Genomic DNA, 17,868 nt, shown 5'->3' with positions numbered 1-17,868 from the left:
GACTACGTATTAATTCGTTTTGGTATTGAGCAGATTCAGATAAGAGGCCGACTTGTTCATCTTGGCCAGCATGCTGTCCAGGCTGCCATAACGGGCCCGCAAGGTCTCCTGATACTTGGTCAGCTGGGCGGTAACATCCGACTCCTTGCGGCTTACTTCGCGCAGATCGGAATTGAGCGAATCTTCCCGCTTGGCCAGCAGGCCGCCGGTCTTGGAGTAGGTTTCCAGCTGGCTGGCCAGCTTGCCTGCGACCCCATCCTTGCCGCCAAACACCGCAACCACCTGATCAAAGTTCTTGTCGATGGCCTCGCTGAACTTGGTATCGTCGATGGACAATACCCCCTTGTTGTCCATCTTGATACCCATCTGGAAAATCGTTGAATAGGTAGACGATTTTTTGGAGGGTTCGGTGATGAGGCCGTTCATCATGTTGACCACGGCACGCGTCGTCGCATCACCTGCCAATGCACCGCCATCATTCTGGCTCTTCCCTGCCACGATCGAGTTGCGCTTGCCAAGATCATTGCTCTTCTTCACCAGCGCGTTGTAACCGTCGACAAAGCTCTTGACCATGTCCTTGATGCCGGCCTTGTCGGTGGTCACATCGACCTTGTTCGAGCTGTAGGTCTTGACCGGAATGCCATTGGTATCGGTGGTGGTCGTGCTATCCGACTCTCTGAGCACGGTCAGTTTGAGCCCGACTATGGTGCCATCGAAGGTATTGGTCGCACTGGTCAGGGTGTTGCCATCTACCTTGATCTTGGCATCCTGAGCGCTCTGGCTCTTGGTCAACTTGGACACCAGGTTGTCGGTCAACTCTGTAGTGCTGCCGGTGATCTGCAGATCCTTGCCGTCACCGCTGACCCCTGAGTCGATCATCAGCTTGGATTTGCCATCTGAGGTATTCATGATGTTGACGCTCAAACCGAAGTTGTCGGCGTCATTGTTGATCCGTTTGCGAATGGACTGCAGCGAGTCCCCCGCCTTGACATCCACATCGAAGGTCTTGTCGCCAGCCTTGAACGTCAGTTTCCCGTCCTGAGTGATGAGGGGGGTCGTCGACGAGTCGAAGGTGCCGTCAAATTTACTGGACTTCGCCAATTGTTCGACGCTGATGTCATATTGACCGTTGGAAGCCCCCGCCTTGCTCTCTACCTTGAGCACGGGTTTGTCCTTGTCCTGGGTAATGTTGATGGAGCGCTTGTTGAACGCATCATCCTTCGCCATGGCCTGCAGAGTAGTCACGAACGAGGCGATGGCAGACTTCAGCTGCCCCACACCGGAGAGAGTGATTTGAGTGTTGGTCTTCTTGGTGGTGATGGGCTGCATCAGTTGTGCCTTTTTGGCATCGACACTGGCAGCAATCACTGACTCCAAATCGAGTCCGGAGCCGGCACCGGCAGACGTAATGGTGGGCATACTCTCTCTCCTCTTAATTTTTTCGTATCAGATCTCGTTATCGAGCAGCAACCCGACCCGCGAACCGCCGCCGGATACATCGCCCTCACGCAGATCCTTGATCCGCTTGCTGATGGCCAGCAGCTCCTCGCTCGGTATCTGCCGGATCATTGACTTGGTCTCGGCGTCCACCACCTTGATGACCACCTGATCCAGATCCTTCTCAACACTGAAATTGACAGTCCAGCCTTGCAACTTGCTGAACTCTTGCAAGTTTTGCACCTCATTTTCAATATCGGCATTGGATACGTCCTGTTTGGCGGTTTTATCACCAGCCAGAGCATCCTGCTGTTTTTTCACATCCTGTTGTGCCGTCACCCGCTGCTCTTCCGTCGTGCCAGATAGCACTTGAGCGGCCGATTGGCCGCTCTTGCTACTTGACTGAAGAGAAGAAGGAGTGACCGATGACGGGATCCCAATTTCATTGGCCATATCGTCGCTCCTTTTCCTAGCTCATCACTGCTGTTCTGTTAGCCCAGCAGGGACAGAGCAGATTGCGGTCTTTGGTTGGCTTGCGCCAGGATGCTGGACGCTGCCTGTTGCAGAATGTTCTGCTTGGTCAGGTTGGCTGTCTCGGTCGCAAAGTCTGCGTCACGGATACGAGAACGTGCGGCGCTCAGGTTTTCAGAGACGTTGGACTGGTTGCGGATAGTGGAATCAAACCGGTTCTGTACCGCACCCAGCTCCGCCCGCTTGCTGTCAACCGCCTTGATCATGAAGTCAAGGTTGGCCATGGCCAGCTGAGCCGAACTTGCTGCCTTGATGCTGCTGACGCTGGTAGAAGTCACCGCTGACGTACCCTTCGTCACTTTGTAAGGCTCGCCAGTGGCGCTGGTCGCAACGGTCGCGCTGCCCTTGGTTGACGCAGCAATCCCGCTGATGGTGAACGCGGAGGTCATCTTGAAGGTGATGGTCTGACCGGCGTCAGCCCCTACCTGGAATGAACCCTTGTAGTTCCCATCCAGCAGTTTTTGCCCACCAAAGGTGGTGTCGTTGGAGATCCGGTTGATCTCGGTGGTCAGCTGGTCAAATTCTTGCTGCAATGCAGTACGGTCATCGGTGTTGTTGGAGCCGTTGGCGGATTGCTGTGCCAGCGTGCGCATGCGTTGCAGCATGCTGGTCACTTCATCCATGGCCCCTTCAGCCGTTTGCGCGACGGAAATACCGTCGTTGGCGTTGCGGTTACCTTGGTCCAAGCCGTTGATCTGGGAGGTCAAACGGTTGGAGATCTGCAAACCGGCAGCATCGTCCTTGGCGGTGTTGATACGCAGACCAGAAGCCAGTCTGGTATAGGACGTATCCAGGGACTTGTTGGTGTTCATCAGGTTACGCTGGGCGTTCAGTGATGAAGTATTCGTGTTGATGTACATGGCCATAAAATATTCTCCCGAAGAACATGCGACTGCGGGTTGCACCGCCAAAGCGGCGTCCCACCGTTAGAAGAACAGGTTGAACGAGCCTGATTCTTCTGGCGGGTGTCTGTTTGAACGGACAGGTCACCCGCAGTAGTGCAAACGTTGGATTCCGAACACCCCTCGATTGCTTCACTTTATTTAACGGCAGCGCAGCGACAAGCTTTAGGAAAATAATTGCCGAAGGCGGCAAGTTTTATCCGGCAAGCGGCAAAATGACGGCGAGCAGTCTCCCGTTATCGGGAGCAGGGCCTAAAGCCGGCGTGACAGAGATGAACTCTGAGGGTTGGCACAGTTTGTGCTTTGATATGGGGGAGTGGCGTCAATTTGACGGCACAATAAAAAGAGGCCGGAAGATCCGGCCTAAAACGAGCATACGCTCAGGAGAATATGACCAAGCGTGACAGAACTGAACAGCTGTACAACACTTGGCTTTACTAGTAGAGAATAGATTCTCTCCCGATAGAACAGAGTGCGAACCGAACACCCCTTTGTTCCATCTCTTGACCAGGGCGGCCTGAACAACCGCCCTGTTTTCTTTTATCAGCCCTGCAGCAGGGAGAGTGCTGACTGCGGACGCTGGTTTGCCTGAGACAGTATGGTCGAGGCTGCCTGTTGCAGAATGTTCTGCTTGGTCAGATTGGCGGTCTCGGTCGCGAAGTCTGCGTCGCGGATCCGTGAACGAGCGGCACTGACGTTTTCAGAGACGTTCGCCTGGTTGCGAATGGTCGAATCGAACCGGTTCTGCACCGCACCCAGTTCGGCACGCTTGCTATCCACCACCTTGATCATGTAATCCAGGTTGGCCATGGCCGACTGGGCAGAGCTTGCCGCCGTAATGGTCGACATGCTGGTAGAACTCACCGGCGTACCTGCAGTTTTTGTGATTTTATAAGGCTCGCCCGAGGTAGTGGTCGTCACTGCCGCACTGCCGCTGGTTGCGGAAGCCATGCCAGAGATGCTGAAGGCAGTGGTCATCCGGAACGTGATGGTCTGACCGGCGTCGGCACCGACCTGGAAGGAGCCCACATAACCGCCCTTGAGCAGGTTCTGGCCACCGAAGGTGGTGTCTTTGGCTACCCGGTCGATTTCAGTCATCAGCTGAGTGTACTCTTGCTGCAACGCGGTACGGTCATCCGTGTTGTTGGAGCCGTTGGCAGACTGCTGGGCCAGGGTACGCATCCGTTGCAGCATGGAGGTGATTTCATCCATGGCGCCTTCGGCGGTCTGGGCGACGGAGATACCGTCGTTGGCGTTGCGGTTGCCCTGATCCAGACCATTGATCTGGGAGGTCAAACGGTTGGAAATCTGCAGACCGGCGGCATCGTCTTTGGCGCTGTTGATGCGCAGACCGGATGCCAGACGGGTGTAGGATGTATCCAGAGATTTGTTGGTGTTCATCAGGTTACGCTGGGCGTTAAGCGATGAAACGTTCGTATTGATATAAAGACCCATGACTATTCTCCTAAGCTATTAAATTTACTATTTAATTTGCTCGAACTTTATTGTCTTTCCTGTTCGATGCTTCTTATTTAACGGCCTCTTTTTCGATGTCTTTAGCATTATTTTCAACGCTTCATCGCATTAACGCCGCTTACCCTATATATCGGCATGTTCCGGCTGAACTTGAGGAAAAAAGTGCCCTGTTTTGCTCATTGAATTCATCAGGCTTGCGACAACGGGCCGGGCGCAGGTCTATGTCCACCTCCCCTACAACATGACGCCGCTCAGATGCATCGCGCTGGCTGGCGCCAGCGCGGCCGAGAAAAACTTGGTCTGGCTCCCACTTCTTGCAGGCAGCCATTGGTCAGAGGCCGCAATCCCCCCTAAAATCGCGGCCCCATCAACAATTGGACGTGAGTTGTTCTCCATGCAGACACTGGTTGAGCAGATTGTTTACATCAGCGACATGTTTGGTACTGCGGTATTCGCGTTTTCGGGCGTACTGGTGGCGGGCCGTCTCAGGATGGACGGTTTTGGCGTCATGGTGTTGGCGGCGGTCACCGCCATCGGCGGCGGCACCATCCGCGACATGATCCTGGGGGCCACCCCCGTCTTCTGGGTACGGGACCCTCTCTACATCTGGGTGGTGATCGCCACGGCACTGATCGGCATGTGGATGGTCAAGCTGCCCCGTCGCATGCCCTGGTACGTGTTGCCGGTCGCCGACGCCTTCGGGCTGGCGCTCTTTACCGTGATCGGGGCACAAAAAGCCCTCAACTTTGGTACATCGGGGCTGATCGCCGTATTGATGGGCACCATGACAGGGGTGGCCGGCGGCATGATCCGTGACGTGCTGGCCCGGGAGGTGCCCATGGTGCTGCAAAAGGAGATCTATGCCACCGCCTGCATCCTGGGGGGCATCCTCTATACCCTGGCGCTGGAGATAAACGTGGATCGGGTGACCGCCATGCTCATCTGCATGACGGCGGTGTTCGGTTTACGGGTGGCCGCCATCTACTGGCATCTGTCACTGCCTACCTTCTCGCTGCAGCGCAATTGACCTCACAACCGGCGTCAGGTCGCACTCCCGACCCGGTTGCGTTGAACCAAGCAGGCTTTTCTGTTGTCATAGGATGCAGTGTTGTAAGCCGGAATCCCTCATGCAAAAACTTGGACTCATCGCATCACTGTTACTGATGAATGTGGCAACGGCGCAGGCTGAAGCCCAGGTACTGTTTGGTCGGCTCGCGTCCACCCCGGTGCAGCAGTTCAACCAGCAGATCCGTCAGGCAAGCACCGCCCAGCAGAGCTGGGTCAATGACTATCGTGAAGTGGCCCTGCGTTTCGTCGGCCACAGCGACATACCCAGTCGCATCCAGGCGCAGCAGCTGGACAACGATCTGGTGCTCTCGGTCGCCCTCGATGGCACCAAGAGCGACATGATCTACATCCTGACCCTGTTTCGCAGCAACAACCTGTGGCAGATGCGCCAGGCCGAAATGGGGTGGCGCTGCCAGGGGCAGTCCACCTTTACCCCGGTTCCCTGCCCTTGAGCCTCAACCTGCAAGTGAAATAAAAAAATCCGGCACATTGGCCGGATTTTTTTATGCATGCGTGAACGTCACCTTACGGACGGTACACCTTGACGTTGGCAAAGCCCTTCTCTTTCAGGTAGAGCGCCTGCAGCTTGCTCATCACGCCGCGATCGCAGTAGAGCAGGTAGGTCTTCTCTTTCGGCAGATCGCCAAAGGCGGTGGCCAGCTTGAAGAAGGGGATATGCATGACCTCACGCCCTTCCACCAGCAACGGCTTCTCGTCGTGCTCATCCATGGAGCGGATATCCAGGATCACCTCGTTGTCACCACTCTCGGCGGTGGTCTCCACTTCCTGCACCTCGGCGGCGGTTTCTTCACCGATGCGACGAATGTCGAGGTAACGGGCCTCGGCCACCACCTTGTCCAGAATGGCGAAGTCGAAGTTGCCCTCTTCCTCTTCAATGCGGGCCAGATCGGCCTTCACGGTCGGCTTCTTGGAGATGACGCCGCAATACTCCGGCATGGTCTCGGCGAACTCCAGGGTGCCGATGCGGCGAGCTTCACTGATGATGTCCGGCTTGTCCCAGGTGATGAGCGGGCGCAGGATCACCTTGTCGGTCACCCGGTCGATGACGTTCAGGTTGGTGAGGGTCTGGCTGGAGACCTGACCCACGCACTCACCGGTCACCAGCGCCGGGATCTGGAACTCGTCGGCCACCTTGGCGGCGGCGCGCATCATCATCCGCTTGAGCACCACGCCCATCTGGCCGTTGTCGATCTTCTCGAGGATCTCGGCCACCACAGGCTCGAAGTCCACCGCAGTAAAACGCACCCGGTGGGAAGAGCCGAAACGGTTCCACAGGTGATAGGCCACCTGCTTGACGCCAATCTCGTGAGCGGCACCACCCAGATTGAAGAAGCAGTAGTGCACCCGGCAGCCGCGCTTGATGAACTGGAAGGAGGCAACACCGGAGTCAAAACCGCCGGAGATGAGGCTCAACACATCTTCCTGGGTAGCGATAGGCATGCCGCTCAGACCCTGGTGGATGGCGCTGACGATGAACAGCTCTTCGCCGTCGATCTCGAGGTTGATCTTCACATCCGGGTTCTTGAGGCGCACGCCGTTGCTCACGCAGTGCTGGTTCAGGCCACCGCCCACGTAGCGCTCCACTTCGAGGGAGGAGAACTCGTGCTTGCCGTGGCGCTTAGCGCGCACACAGAAGGTCTTGCCCTCGAGCTGGTCACCCCACACGGCTTTCACCTGCTCGAAGATGTCGTGCAGGTCGGTAAACTTGCTGGCCTGCACCTCGAGGAAAGCCTGAATGCCGGGAATACAGGCCAGGGCTTCGATGGCCTGTTCACGGAACTGGTCATTGCGGGAGCTCACGATCAGCTTGTCCCAATCCATCCGCACCCGGGCATCGTCGTCGAAGCGGCGCAGGACATTGCGGATATTGCCCTGCAGGATCTTGATGAAACGCTGGCGAACCGACTTGCTCTTGATGGTGATTTCCGGGAACAGCTTGATAATGAACTTCATGGTAATGACTCGGGTGACCTTGATTTAAGGGCGCGAATTATATCAGAACTTTGTGGCCAGCGCCTACTGGATGAGCGTTTGCTCACATTCCCCCACGCAATGTTTGCCGCAGCGAGGCAATCTTGCGTATATTCCCGAACCTGCGTCCCGGCAACATTCCTGACCACAGACCCATTCGATGAAGACCTACATCTACTACCCCGGCATGGAAGTGCGCGACGAGCTGTGGCTCAAGTTTGCCCTGCTCTATCTGGAGCGGCTCGCCTTCGTCTTCACCGTCAGTGAGAAGAGCGGCCTCACCGCCCTGCTGCAGACGCTCGAACAGGAGACGGATCTGCTGGCCGAGCGGCCGGATGCCGCCTTCTTTGCCGCCATCACTCCCCAGCTGGAGAGTCAGCTGAGCAGCCTGCTCGCCCCCAACTTCGTGCGTCACAAGGTGTTTGGCAACAAGGAGTTGATCGGTCGCTGGCGCTCGCCGGCCAACCACGACTGCTTCTGCCCGGCCCAGGCGGGGCTGGAGCGGCTGCACGGCTTTTGCCTGGCTCACGGTTTCGCCAGCCGGGAGGAGGGCGGGTTCAGGATGGCACGGCGCTTTGCCAACCTGATCTCCATGCGGCTCGCCCGCGAGTGGGCACTCGCCAATGAGGGAGCCCTCATCACCGATCACGACTATCTGGACCGGCTGCTCCACCTGCTCGAATCCCGCTACCACAACCGGGGGGGTCAGGATTGCTTCCACCTCGAAATCCCGCTGCAAGTGCCCACTCACTTGGCCGACATCCCGTTTGCAGAACTGATCGCCCTGCGCAGTCGCAGCGGCTTTCGCCAGCAGCTGGCCGAGTTTAATCAGGCGCTCAATGCCCTGCTCGCCATGCTGGGCAGCGGCTACGCCGAGCCCGCCGCGCTGACCCGCTTCGAGCAGGCGCAGCAGGGGCTCAACCAGCTGCTGGGGCCGCAGACCCAGAGTCTGCCGCTCACCACGCTCGTCAGTACTGGCTTACCGGCCATGGCGATGATCCATCGCCTCAAGGCGAGCCACCCGGACAGCAAGCTGGTGTTTCACTCCATCAAGAAGAGCCACTTCCACCAGCGCAAGAGTCAACACTTCTTCACCCGGCTGGGGCAGGTCAAACCCTGAGCCCGCGACGCCCTGCGGGTAAATCGACAATCCGCTGACGGCATCGGAGTCATCCCCCGATGTAGTCAATATTCTGACACCCCAAAGAGAGGCGCCTCCCCTCAGGAGGGATTTTCCAAGCGAAACTCGATGCGATCGCTGTTGCCCGCCTCGTCCACCACCACTAGCTGATAACGACCCGCCTCGCTCAGCACCTGATCCCCGTCCCAGCGCAGCCGCTGACCGTTGAGAAACCAGGCCGGTTTGCCGACACCCCCCAGCACCTTGGGCTGCAGCCGATAGCGCTGGCTGCGAACAAGGTTGCCCTCCCCCAGCGCCAAGATGCGAATGGGTGCCTGCAGCTCGGTGCTCTGCCCCTCCCCCTTGCAACCACTCGCCAGCAGCGCCTGGCGCCGCTCTGCAGGCCCCCGCCACGGCTCCAGCGACAGCGGCCAGAGGGCCCGAAAACCAGATTGCGCCGCATCCTGGCAGCGTGACAGGGTCGGTTTGCCCTCCTTGGTCAGCGCAACCTGGCGCAGCGGCGAGGGCCAATCCATGGGATCCGGCAAGGTGGGGGGATCGCGTCCTTCCAGCAACCAGGCACTCTGGCGCTGCAGACAAGTCTCTGGCAGGGGCGCGCTCGCCTTGCGCCCCAGCGGCCAGCAAACTTCGGCCTCGCTCACCGTATTGGGTTGTGCCGGCAGGGGGCTGCTGTCAGCCAGTCGCGAGTAGACCGAGAGCAGCAGCGGCACCGCCGCGCTCTGGCCGTAGAAACCGGGCATGGGGGTACCGTCGGGGCGCCCCAACCAGACGCCTATGGTCCAGCGACCTGAGACTCCCATCGCCCAGCTGTCGCGATAGCCATAGCTGGTGCCAGTCTTCCAGGCCAGTCGATTGACCCGGCCGGTCGCCTCACTGGCAAAAGGCTGATCTGAGCGCCCCTGCGCGCTCAATATTTGCCAGATGATCCAGGCCGCTCCCGGACTCAGCAAGGGGCGCGACACCGCCTGCTGCCCCGCCAGCCAGACCGGCATCGCCACCTGCCCCTGCCGGGTCAGTGCGCTGTAGAGCGCCACCAGCTGCTCAAGCCGAATGCCCGCCGCCCCCAGCGCGATTGCCGGATTGGGTTTGTCGGAGAGCGCAAGCCGCACCCCGGCGTTGTCGAGGCGGCTGACCAGTTTGTCGGCCCCGAGCGCCTCCAGCACCTGCACCGCCGGCACGTTGAGGGATTGCTGCAGCGCCTGAGCGAGGGTCACCGGCCCCTGAAAGGCGCCGGAAAAGTTGGCGGGGCGATAATCAGACCCCAGCCTTGGCGCATCGGAGAGCAGGGAGGCCGAGTGCACCAGCCCCTCGTCCATGGCCAGGCCGTAGATAAAGGGTTTCAGCGTAGAGCCGGGAGAGCGGATCGCCTGCACCATGTCGAGGTAACCGTGGCGGCGCAAATTGCCATACTCGGCGCTGCCCACGTAGGCACGCACCGCCATGGTTTTGTTATCTACCAACAGCAACGCCGCAGAGGTCTGCTCGGGGAAGCGGCGGATATAGCTCGCCACCCGTCCCTCCAGCCAGCGCTGCAGATCGCCGTCTATGGTCGTGTGCACCAGCGCCCCGGCCTGATTGTCGGCGGCGAGACGGGCAAACAGCGGTGCCTCCATCGGCGTGAAGTGACCGCGGGCCAGCACCGGCTCGATACGCCCCTCCAGCCACGCCTGTTCGGGCCAGACGCCCTGCGCCACCAGCCGCTGCATCACCTTGTCGCGGGCAACGCGAGCCCGCTCGGGATGCCGGTCCGGCCGGTTGCGGCTGGGGGCCTGCGGCAGCACCGCCAGCAGCGCCGCTTCGGCATGGGTCAGCTTGGCGGCGCTCTTGCCGAGATAGGCAAAACTTGCCGCCTGCACCCCCTCCAGGTTGCCGCCAAACGGCGCCCGGTTGAGGTAGACGGTGAGCAGGGTGCGCTTGTCGTAGTGCCACTCCAGTTGCAGCGCACGGGCCATCTGGCGCAACTTGCCGGGCACGCTCCTGTGATAGGGCTCGATAAGGCGGGCCACCTGCATGGTGAGGGTCGAGCCGCCCGACACGGCGCGTCCGTTGCGCAGCCACTGCCAGACCCCGCGCACCATGGCCACCGGATTGACCCCGGGATGGCGCCAGAAATGGCGATCCTCGTAACCCAGCAACGCCTCGATATAGCGGGGGGAGACCTGCTCCAGGGTCACGGGGTAGCGCCACACGCCGCTGGTGTCGGCAAAGGCCCGCAGCGGCCGCCCCTTCATGTCGAGCACCACCCGCGCGTAGGCAGGGTCGAGCGGTGGCGGCGGGAAAATGCGATCCAGCGCCAGCAATGACAGGAGCAGTGCTACAACTCCCAGCACCGAAAAGCGCAGCCAGCGCGGCAGGCGACCAAGCCAGCGCCCGCCAGCGCGACCACTGCGACCCAATTTCAGCCAGCCACGCTGCCAGAAAGTGAGCGGGCGAACCCGCTCAAGGGAGGGGTCGTAGCCCAGAGGGCGTCTGCGACCCATCAAGCGCCAGCTACTCAGAAATCGTTACCTCGTGGATATCCTCACCCACAGCCCTGAGCTCGGGTCGGTACATATCCTCCACCTGGGTTGGCGGCACCTGATAGCGACCCGGCGTCACCGCCCGCATCAGGTAGACCAGTTGCTGGTTGCTCCCCTCGCTCAGATCCAGCGCCGCCGTGTAGCGGTCGTCGCGAAACTCCTGATGCTTGAGATAGTCGTTCCACTCGCTCTGCCACGCCGGTTTCCCCTCGATGGAGAGCTCTTCGAGCTTGATGCTATTGCCAAGGGCCGGGTTCTCCAGCTCAAAGCCAGCGGGCACCATCTCCACCAGCAGGGCATCGGGCACTGCCGATTCGCTGCTGACATTGAGTCGCACCACCACCAGATCGCCGACCTTCACCTTGATCGGGTCAAAACGCTGACCGTCGCTGTTGAACCAGCTGCGGGTCACGCTCATTCCCTTGCTTACCCGTGCCGGTGCCTGTTCGGGGTAGCCAATCAGGGTACGCTGCACATAGAGGGAGCCCTTGCCCTCGTTGGTGACGGTGCTCGCCGCCAGTGCCTCGGGGGCACCCTGCTGCTGCGGAGCCGAACCGCTCAGGGATCCACTGCCAAGAGAGGAAGTCACCTTGGCCTGCCAGTCGACGGCCGGGTCGAAGCGGGCGAGTCGCAGCAGGGCGAGCCGCTCCTGAGTGCTGAGCCACTGACGGTGGGCCAGGGTATCGGCCACCTTGGCACTGAGAGCGGGCCAGCGATCCGCAGCCAGCTTGTGCTGGCGCAGCAGGGAGAGCTCAAGGGCCTGATCCCGCAGCGCAGAGCCATAATCCCCGAGATAGTCGTCACCGCGCTCGGTCGCCAATGCCCGGCTGAGGGCCTTGGCGGCGTTCTGTTCATCCCCCATGGCCGAGAGGGCCAGGGAGAGGTGCAAGAGCGGCAAGCCGGAGCGAGCGTGATCAGCCTGCTGCTCCCAGATAAGGCGCAGGGTAGCGAGCGGCGCCTTGCCCACCCGGGCCAACACATAGGCACTGTAAGCCTGATAGGCCAGCCGGCTGTGCTCGGGGGCACTGCTCCAGCGCTCGCCATACTGGCTGTCGGTGAGATAGCTTTGCAGCCGGTTCAGCGCCTGATTGAGCATCGCCTCCGGCACTGCATCGCCTGCCTCCTTGCGCGCCAGCAGGTAGTCGGCGGCATAGGCGGTGAGCCACTGCTCCTCGTCGGAGCGGCCATCCCAGAGGCCAAAACCGCCGCTTGGCAGTTGCAACCGCTGCAGCCGCTGCAGCAGGGCGCGTTGCACATCCGCCTCACTCACCGCTTTCTTGCCCTCTGCGGGTTTGCGCCAGGCGGTCCGCTCATCGGCTGTGGTCAGCAAGTAAGACCAGGCACGGGACAGGGTCTGCTCCAGACAGGCATAGGGGTAGCCGGCCAGCGCCTGCCACTGGGCTGCCGGATCCCAGGGCGGGGTACCGGAGAGACTGAGCAGTCCCTGCAGGTTGGCGCGATCCAGCCCGGCCAGCTCAGCTGGCGCAAAGCTCATCTGCTGGCCGGGGGCCAGCATCTGGTAGCGTTGACGCGTCTCGGCCGGCCAGGGGGAGCGCAGCGGCAAAGTCCAGTCGCGGCTGATGGCAAAATCCTTGCCGTTGGCCGCCAACTGCAGGCTTGCCACACCGCTCGCCCCGGTCACGGTGAGCGGCAGGGTCAGCCACTGCTCTTCGCCATTTTTAAGGGAAAGGGTGCCGGGCTGCTCACCGTTTGCTTTCAGCCCGCCATTGAGGGTCCAGGCAAGGGAGAGGGTCTGATCATCGCCACTCATGTTGCGCAGCTGTACCAGTGCCCGGGTCTCATCCCCTCTGGCGCCAAAGCGCGGCCAGCCAATCTCGGCCACCAAGGGCGCCACCACCTTGACGGCGCGCTCGGCCTCACCCACTTGCTGTTCGTTCCAGGCCAGCGCCATCAGCGCCAGCTCGCCGTTGAAGTTGGGCAAATCGAGCGGGATCACCGCCTTGCCGCTCTCATCAAAACTCACCTCGCCGCTCCACAGCGCTGCGATCTCGACCCGGCTCTCCAGCGCGCCGCCCTTTTTCAGCGGCGCACGGTCGCCCCCGTAATTGAGGCGGGCCAGCTTGCCATCTTGCGGCGGGATCACCTGACCGTAGTTGTCGAACAAATCTTGGGCGAAGCGCTTGCGGCCAAAGAAGATCTCGAACGGGTCGAGCGGCTGGTAGTCGCTGATGTTGAGCACGCCCCGATCCACCGCGGCCAGCACCACGCGGCCCTGACTGTTGGGGGTGGAGGTGGCGGTCACTTCCAGCCGGGTGAGCGGCACCGCTTTGTCCGGCGCACTCAGGGTGAGCGGCAGACGGCGCGCTTCCCGATCCAGGGTGAGCGGCACCAGACCGACCGAGCGCAGGCTCTGCCCCTGTTGCTTGCCGGACGGTTTGGAGGCACTGTCTGGCGCGGCGATCTGGGCCGAGATATGCAGGTCATGACGCTCCCACTCGGGGCTGACCGGGATCTCGAACTCGCCGCGGGCATCCTTGGCATCGCCACCGGCCCCTTTGAGCTCGATGCGCTGCCACCAGCGCAGGCCGTCGCCATCTTCCACCAGCAGCAAGCCCTTGCCGGGGCGCGGCGCCACCAGGGTCACTTTGGCCTTGTCACCCGCCTGATAGGCACGCTTGTCGAGGGTGATGGCAATCTTGTCAGGCCGTGCCTGCTCGCCACCGCCGCCCCAGGCGTAACTGCCGATCTCCACCCGCAGGCTCGATTGATGGCCCTGACTGTTCTCCACCTCCAACCGATACCAGCCCGCCGCCAGTTGCAGCGTGAGCGGGGTCGGCCCCTTGCCATCCAGCTGCAGGGTCTGCTCCTGCTCCAGATAGGGCTGGCTGTTGAACTCGTACTTCCACCCCTCCCCATCGGCGTAGTGCCAGTAGTAGTCGCGGTACTCGTTGATAAGGCGCACCTTCACCGCCCCCGCCACCGGCTGGCCCTTGTCATCGAGGTTGAGGATCTGGAAGGGGAGCGGCTTGCCCCCCTCTACCCGATCCGCCACAAAGTCGGCCTTGAGGGCCGGCCACTGGCTGCCCATGGGCCAGCCATACTGGGTGCGACTGCGATTGACGGCGCGGCCACCTGGCTCGGCGAGCGACACCCGATAGGCCACCTCCAGCGGCCCGAGGGCGCGCACATTGTCGAGCTCATCAGCCAGCGAAAAAGTCCCCTGCCCCTGCGCATCCAGGGTGAGATTCAGCGGTTCAAGATCCTTGGCCTGCTCGGCGAGCAGCACATCCCCCAGCGTGAACGCCTGCCATTGGGTAAAGGGCATGGTGGCGCGGCTTAACTTCACCTCCGCCTTCGCCTTGGTGGCACTGGCCGGCGCGCCATAGAGATAGTCCCCTTGCAGCGGCAGAGTGAGAGCGGCGTCCAGACTAGTCACTTCCCCATCCGGCCCCTTGCCAAGCTGCAGTTTCAGCCGCTCCGGCAGAAACTCCTCCACCAGAAAGGGCCACTCGAAGCGGCTGCCGGCGGCAGTTTTGAGGTTGATGGTCCAGCGCCCGAGCGGCGCATCGTCCGGCAAACGCAGGCCGTAGTGAGCGGCGCCAAGGCTATCCGGCAGCAGCCGTTTCTGCTCGAGCAGCTGGCCGTCCGGCTGCTTCACCTCCAGCTCCACCGCCATCCCCGGCAGCAGCTGGCCATCCTGGCCTTTAAGCAAAATCTCGCTGTCGAGCCGCTCGCCGGGGCGATAGAGGTCGCGCCCGCTGAACAGATAGAGCTGCTGGGCCTGCCAGGGCTGGGTGCCGAGATCGAAGGTGGAGAGATCGAGCGCCGCCCCGTCGAGACGCAGCACCGCCAGATGGTTGCCCTGCTCGGCCAGCAGCAGGCGAGCACCCTGCACCTGATCGAAGCGGCGATGGCCCTGCGGATCGGTGGTTTGCACCTGCAGCCGGTTGCCCTTCTCGTCGAGCAGAGAGAGTTGCACATCCTTGAGCGGGTCGGCGCTGGCCAGGGAGCTCACGAACACCTCCAGCTGATCGCGGTAGCGGCGGGCACTGAGCCCCATGTCGCTCACCGCGAAGTAGGTGGTCTCCTTGCGCCAGTCGTAGTTGCCAAGGGGCGACATCACCGCAAAGTAGACGCCGGCCTCGGCCAGTTGCGGCTCCTTCACATTGATAAGGCGGGTCTCGCGCCGGTTGGCATCGAGCTCCAGCGCGTAACGGCCGCTGAACACCCGCTTGGCCCGCTTGGTGATCTGCTCAAGCTCCCAGTTGCCCATGCCGGCACCCGGGCGATACTCGGCCAAGAAACGGGGCAGATACTCCGCATCGACCCGAAAGAAGTCGATATTGACCTCATCCACGTTGACCGCGCTGATGGGCAGACGCAGCTCGTCGCGCAGCGGCAATACCATGCCGCTCGCGGTAAAGGAGGCTCCCGCCTCCAGCGGGCGGGTCTTGAGGGTCCAGCGCTGGGGGGATGGACCCAGCCCCGCCTTGAGGCTCACCTCGTAACTTTTATCGGGCTGCACGTTCGGGAAGTAGAGGGTGCGGCCATCATCGGCCAGGATCCACTCCCCCTGCACCTGCTTGCCTCCCTCACTCACAGAAAGCCAGCTCTGCCACTTCGCCTTGGGCACCAATGGGCCGGAGAAGACCAGCGCCAGCGCCGGGGCATCCCGATATTGACGGGCATTGGCCTGCACTACAGAAGTTGACGCCCCTACCTCCTGCTGGGCAGCTGGCGGTGTGGTCGGCTCATTGGCGACAGGCTTGTCGGGGCCGCAGCCGCTCAGCAGCAGCGCCGTGAGCCCCGCCAGCAGCAGGGCCGGCCAGCGGCGCCCGGGGATGGCCACCTGTTGTGGTGAGGAACGAGAGAAGCGAGGGTGAGAGTCGACGCGGCGCATAAATGTCATCCCTGATTGGCTCGCTGCCAGTGCAGCGCAATAGCCAACAGGATAAGGGATCAGGCTCGCTTGACACAAAGCTCATTGCGTTAAAACGCCGGCGGCCCCCCGCCAGATGCAACAGCGCCGACCCTGGGGTCGGCGCTCGCTTGCGGCTGTGGCGGGTTACTCCATCACCGCCATCTGCCAGGTCTTGAAGCCGCCGGAGAGGTTTTTCACCTTGAAGCCGTGCTGGCTCAGCAGGCGACAGGCCACGTGGCCGCGCAAGCCCACCTGGCAGCTGATGAGCAGCTCTTTATCCTTGGGCAGTTCATGAAGGCGATTGCGCAGCTCATCCAGAGGAATGTGCATCGCCCCCGGAATGCGACCCAGCTTGTCGAGCTCGGGGCCATTGCGCACGTCCAGCACCTGCTGATGGGGGTGACGAGCCTCTACCTCGGCTGCGTGGCAGAGCAGGGTATCCCCCTTCAAGTGGTTGCTGGCCACAAAGCCCGCCATGTTGATCACGTCCTTGGCCGAGCCGAAGGGCGGTGCATAGGTGAGTTCCAGATCCTGCAGATCGAACACGGTGAGACCGGCGCGCTGGGCCACCGCCAGCACGTCGATGCGCTTGTCGACCCCGTCCTTGCCGATGGCCTGGGCGCCGTAAATCTTGCCATCCGGGGCAAACAGCAGCTTGAGGCTGACCGGGTGAGCACCGGGGTAGTAACCGGCGTGGCTGCCCGGGTGGACATAGGCCTTCTCGAACGGCAGCCCCAGCTGCAGCAGCCGCTTCTCGTTCAGCCCGGTGCTGGCCACCGCCAGATCGAACAGCTTGCAGATGGCGGTACCCTGGGTCTTCTTGTAGGTTTCGGCGCGGCCCAGCATGTTGTCGGCGGCGATGCGCCCCTGCCGATTGGCAGGCCCCGCCAGCGGGATCAGCACAGACTCGCCGGTGACGAAGTCGGTCTCCTCCACCGCATCCCCCACCGCATAGATGAAGGGATCCGAGGTGCGCATGGCGGCGTCCACCTTGATGCCGCCGCGCGGCCCCAGCTCCAGCCCCGCCTTGGCGGCGAGCAGGGTCTCTGGCTTGACACCGATGGCCAGGATCAGCAGCCCGGTATCGAGCCGGGTGCCATCGCTCAAGGTCAGGCGTAATCCACCCCGTTGTTCAGTGGCCACGGCAGCGGTTTTTTCCGCTAGCACATCCAGACTCTCGATGGCGGAGAGGCCGGTGCGCAGGCGCAGGTCGATCCCCTCCTCCCGGATGCGGGCATGGAGCATGTTGGCCATCTCCTTATCCACCGGCGCCATCACCTGATCGGAGAGCTCCAGCAAAGTGACGTCCAGCTTGCGCTGGTGCAGCGCCTCCATCATCTCCAGTCCGATGAAACCGCCCCCCACCACGGTGACATGGCGCGGCTGATCGTGCGCCAGCGCCGCCAGAATGCGATCCATGTCGGGAATATTGCGCAGGGTGTGCACCCCCGGGCTGTCGATGCCGGGGAAGGGAGGCCGGATGGGGGCCGCGCCCGGGCTCAGCAGCAGCACGTCGTAGGCTTCGCGCCGCTCTTCACCGGTCAGCAGGTTACGCACCAGCAGGCTCTTGCCGGCCTTGTCTATTTCGATGACATCGTGAAAGACCCACACATCCACGTTGAAGCGGCGCTTGAAGCTTTGGGGGGTCTGCAACAGCAGGGCATCCCGGTTGGGGATGTCACCACCGATGTGATAAGGCAGCCCGCAGTTGGCGAAGCTGACGAACTCGCCCCGCTCGAACATCACAACTTCCGCCTCTTCGCTCAGACGGCGGGCTCTGGCGGCGGCAGACGCGCCCCCCGCTACCCCGCCTACAATCAGGATCCGTTTCATCAGCAAGACTCCAGTCAACGACAAATTGACATTAAATTAGTATTTTCTAATTTAGATTTCAATGAAATTTTGTTTGCACCGATTTTG

The 17,868-nt window shown here is 61.6% G+C and carries 11 protein-coding genes; 3 read left to right on the top strand and 8 right to left on the bottom strand.

What is annotated here, in order from left to right:
- Nucleotides 1–9 precede the first annotated feature (9 nt).
- The 4 genes from fliD to flaA form a co-directional block, all read right to left on the bottom strand.
- Nucleotides 10–1,419, bottom strand: coding sequence for a flagellar filament capping protein FliD (gene fliD, locus ACB033_RS04035; RefSeq protein WP_124250012.1), 1,410 nt, complete (start codon nucleotides 1,417–1,419; stop codon nucleotides 10–12).
- 27 nt (nucleotides 1,420–1,446) lie between these two features.
- On the bottom strand, nucleotides 1,447–1,890 hold the full coding sequence (locus ACB033_RS04030; protein WP_017786670.1) for a flagellar protein FlaG: 444 nt from the start codon (nucleotides 1,888–1,890) through the stop codon (nucleotides 1,447–1,449).
- Between the two features lie 38 nt (nucleotides 1,891–1,928).
- Complete coding sequence (gene flaB, locus ACB033_RS04025) at nucleotides 1,929–2,834, bottom strand: flagellin B (protein ID WP_005299664.1); 906 nt, start codon at nucleotides 2,832–2,834, stop codon at nucleotides 1,929–1,931.
- Nucleotides 2,835–3,413: 579 nt separating this feature from the next.
- The gene (flaA, locus tag ACB033_RS04020; RefSeq protein WP_010634334.1) at nucleotides 3,414–4,325 is read right to left on the bottom strand and encodes a flagellin A; all 912 of its coding nucleotides are present in this window, start codon (nucleotides 4,323–4,325) and stop codon (nucleotides 3,414–3,416) included.
- 415 nt (nucleotides 4,326–4,740) lie between these two features.
- Here flaA and ACB033_RS04015 point away from each other — a divergent pair, with 415 nt between their 5' ends.
- Together ACB033_RS04015 and ACB033_RS04010 are read left to right on the top strand one after the other, a co-directional pair.
- Nucleotides 4,741–5,373 (top strand): trimeric intracellular cation channel family protein, encoded by a 633-nt coding sequence (locus ACB033_RS04015; protein ID WP_011705587.1) that lies wholly within the window; start codon nucleotides 4,741–4,743, stop codon nucleotides 5,371–5,373.
- Between the two features lie 136 nt (nucleotides 5,374–5,509).
- Nucleotides 5,510–5,866 carry a hypothetical protein gene (locus tag ACB033_RS04010; RefSeq protein WP_010634335.1) on the top strand — a complete coding sequence of 119 codons (357 nt, stop codon included), beginning with the start codon at nucleotides 5,510–5,512 and terminating at the stop codon, nucleotides 5,864–5,866.
- A 73-nt stretch (nucleotides 5,867–5,939) separates the two neighbouring features.
- On the opposite strand, the gene thiI is transcribed toward ACB033_RS04010, so the two are convergent.
- Nucleotides 5,940–7,388, bottom strand: a complete 1,449-nt coding sequence (thiI, locus tag ACB033_RS04005) for a tRNA uracil 4-sulfurtransferase ThiI (protein ID WP_005299656.1) — start codon at nucleotides 7,386–7,388, stop codon at nucleotides 5,940–5,942.
- Nucleotides 7,389–7,566: 178 nt separating this feature from the next.
- On the opposite strand from thiI, the gene ACB033_RS04000 reads away from it, so the two are divergent.
- Nucleotides 7,567–8,526 carry a hypothetical protein gene (locus ACB033_RS04000; RefSeq protein ID WP_017779355.1) on the top strand — a complete coding sequence of 320 codons (960 nt, stop codon included), beginning with the start codon at nucleotides 7,567–7,569 and terminating at the stop codon, nucleotides 8,524–8,526.
- A 101-nt stretch (nucleotides 8,527–8,627) separates the two neighbouring features.
- Here ACB033_RS04000 and pbpC read toward each other — a convergent pair whose 3' ends face one another.
- The 3 genes from pbpC to ACB033_RS03985 all read right to left on the bottom strand — a co-directional run bounded on the left by pbpC (nucleotide 8,628) and on the right by ACB033_RS03985 (nucleotide 17,781).
- A complete protein-coding gene (pbpC, locus tag ACB033_RS03995; RefSeq protein ID WP_139725619.1) occupies nucleotides 8,628–11,027 on the bottom strand; it encodes a penicillin-binding protein 1C in 2,400 nt (799 codons plus the stop codon).
- 10 nt (nucleotides 11,028–11,037) lie between these two features.
- Nucleotides 11,038–15,927, bottom strand: a complete 4,890-nt coding sequence (locus ACB033_RS03990; RefSeq protein WP_371140349.1) for an alpha-2-macroglobulin — start codon at nucleotides 15,925–15,927, stop codon at nucleotides 11,038–11,040.
- Nucleotides 15,928–16,092: 165 nt separating this feature from the next.
- The gene (locus ACB033_RS03985; protein ID WP_371140348.1) at nucleotides 16,093–17,781 is read right to left on the bottom strand and encodes an FAD-dependent oxidoreductase; all 1,689 of its coding nucleotides are present in this window, start codon (nucleotides 17,779–17,781) and stop codon (nucleotides 16,093–16,095) included.
- Nucleotides 17,782–17,868: the final 87 nt, after the last annotated feature.

This window comes from Aeromonas sp. S15(2024), assembly GCF_041402265.1.
Taxonomy (GTDB): Bacteria; Pseudomonadota; Gammaproteobacteria; order Enterobacterales; family Aeromonadaceae; genus Aeromonas; species Aeromonas dhakensis.
Note: the sequence above shows the minus strand (reverse complement) of the source record. Positions and strands in the feature narration are given on the sequence as shown.

Coding starts and splice junctions, on each gene's coding strand:
- fliD (WP_124250012.1), bottom strand. CDS start 1,419: ATGCCCACCATTACGTCTGCCGGTGCCGGCTCCGGACTCGATTTGGAG.
- ACB033_RS04030 (WP_017786670.1), bottom strand. CDS start 1,890: ATGGCCAATGAAATTGGGATCCCGTCATCGGTCACTCCTTCTTCTCTT.
- flaB (WP_005299664.1), bottom strand. CDS start 2,834: ATGGCCATGTACATCAACACGAATACTTCATCACTGAACGCCCAGCGT.
- flaA (WP_010634334.1), bottom strand. CDS start 4,325: ATGGGTCTTTATATCAATACGAACGTTTCATCGCTTAACGCCCAGCGT.
- ACB033_RS04015 (WP_011705587.1), top strand. CDS start 4,741: ATGCAGACACTGGTTGAGCAGATTGTTTACATCAGCGACATGTTTGGT.
- ACB033_RS04010 (WP_010634335.1), top strand. CDS start 5,510: ATGAATGTGGCAACGGCGCAGGCTGAAGCCCAGGTACTGTTTGGTCGG.
- thiI (WP_005299656.1), bottom strand. CDS start 7,388: ATGAAGTTCATTATCAAGCTGTTCCCGGAAATCACCATCAAGAGCAAG.
- ACB033_RS04000 (WP_017779355.1), top strand. CDS start 7,567: ATGAAGACCTACATCTACTACCCCGGCATGGAAGTGCGCGACGAGCTG.
- pbpC (WP_139725619.1), bottom strand. CDS start 11,027: ATGGGTCGCAGACGCCCTCTGGGCTACGACCCCTCCCTTGAGCGGGTT.
- ACB033_RS03990 (WP_371140349.1), bottom strand. CDS start 15,927: ATGCGCCGCGTCGACTCTCACCCTCGCTTCTCTCGTTCCTCACCACAA.
- ACB033_RS03985 (WP_371140348.1), bottom strand. CDS start 17,781: ATGAAACGGATCCTGATTGTAGGCGGGGTAGCGGGGGGCGCGTCTGCC.